We start from the raw sequence: 1,515 nt of genomic DNA on the forward strand, positions 1-1,515 counted from the left end.
TGGGGGCTCCTCCCGTTCCAGAAGATTTTAACTCCTCATGACCATTATACTTTGAAACCCAGTCTTGCAGTTGACAGGTTGATTTAATCCCGTATTTTTTGCAAAGATTTCTGTAAGAACCGGTACCAGCCAAATAATCCATTACAGCTGCTTCTTTCAACGTCGGCGAGTAGTGCATGTTTTTTGATGTTTCTATTAATCCTTCTGGCCCCAAAGACTGATACGTTATTAACCACCGCTTAACAGCCCAATAGCTAACTTTTAATTGCTTTGCCAGATGTGTTAATGAATTCTCATGCCGCAAATACTTTTCAATTGCATCGATACGTTCTTCATAAGAAACTGAAAACTTTCGACCCATAAAAATACGCTCCTCCTTATGGTAAACAGTTTTTTTATTTCAACTGTCTACCACAAGGGGAGCATATCACCACTGTAGTTGAGCTTTTCTTATAGATTATCCCTTAAGTTTTTTAAACCCGGCGGTCAAAGCCGGCAACACTTCCAGGACATCGCCGACAATGCCGTAATTGGCCACTTTGAAAATCGGCGCGTCCGGGTCTTTGTTGATGGCCACGATAATATCCGACGACGACATCCCGGCCAGATGCTGAATGGCCCCGGAGATACCGCAGGCAAAGTACACTTTGGGTCCCACCGTTTTGCCCGTCTGGCCGACCTGATGCAGCGCCGGCTTCCAGCCTGCGTCAACCGCCGCCCGCGAAGCTCCGACCGCTCCGCCCAGCGCCTCCGCCAGTTCTTCGATCAGGGCAAAATTCTCCGGCTTGCACAGGCCCCGTCCGCCGGATACAATGATCTCCGCTTCTTCCAGGTTGCAGGATGCCGTACATACCTGAATGAGGTCCACCAATTTCGTGCGCAGGTCCGCCGCTTTGACTTTGCTCGTCACCCGCACCACTTCTCCCGCGCGCGAGAAATCCGGTTCCGGTTTCTTGAATACTTTCGGCCGTACCGTCCCCATTTGCGGCCGGTGTTCCGGGCACAGGATGGTCGCCATAATATTGCCCCCGAAGGCCGGCCGGGTCCAGGCCACCAGGCCTGTTGGCTCGTCAATGCCCAGATTGGTGCAATCCGCCGTCAGGCCCGTTCCTACCCGGGCCGCCACCCGGGGCCCCAGGTCCCGTCCGTCGTTGGTCGCGCCCATCAGGATTACGGACGGTTTATAGGTTTTGATGAGGTCCGTCAGAGTAATGGTGTACGCGTCGGTGTTGTAATGGCTGAATTCCGGGCCTTCCACCAAATAGACTTTATCGGCCCCGTTGGCAAAGACTTCTTTTGCCAGCCCTGCCACCTGTTCCCCGATGATCACGCCGGCCAGTTCCTGCCCCAGCGCATCCGCCAGCAGCCTTCCCTGGCCCAGAAGTTCATGCGCTACATTGCGGGCCTGTCCGCCCACTTGTTCCACATACACCCAGACGCCCTTGTATTCCGCCTTATCCATGGCCACGTTCTTTTCTTCCGTTTCCCGGACAATCGCCCCGACGGGACAGACAT

General features: G+C 53.7%; 2 protein-coding genes. Both read right to left on the minus strand.

The annotated features are described in order from the left end of the window. On the minus strand, positions 1–361 hold a 361-nt coding region (locus LUCIF_RS23460; protein ID WP_165866139.1), incomplete at its 3' end, for a helix-turn-helix domain-containing protein. A 96-nt stretch (positions 362–457) separates the two neighbouring features. Then, complete coding sequence (locus LUCIF_RS23465) at positions 458–1,462, minus strand: electron transfer flavoprotein subunit alpha/FixB family protein (RefSeq protein WP_122630251.1); 1,005 nt, start codon at positions 1,460–1,462, stop codon at positions 458–460. Positions 1,463–1,515: the final 53 nt, after the last annotated feature.

The sequence above is a fragment of the Allolucifera butyrica genome, from assembly GCF_900476375.1.
Lineage (GTDB): Bacteria > Bacillota > Negativicutes > Sporomusales > UPPP01 > Lucifera > Lucifera butyrica.

Bases quoted from the DNA above. Each gene is read 5' to 3' on its own strand.
- LUCIF_RS23465 (WP_122630251.1), bottom strand. From the start codon at position 1,462: ATGGATAAGGCGGAATACAAGGGCGTCTGGGTGTATGTGGAACAAGTG.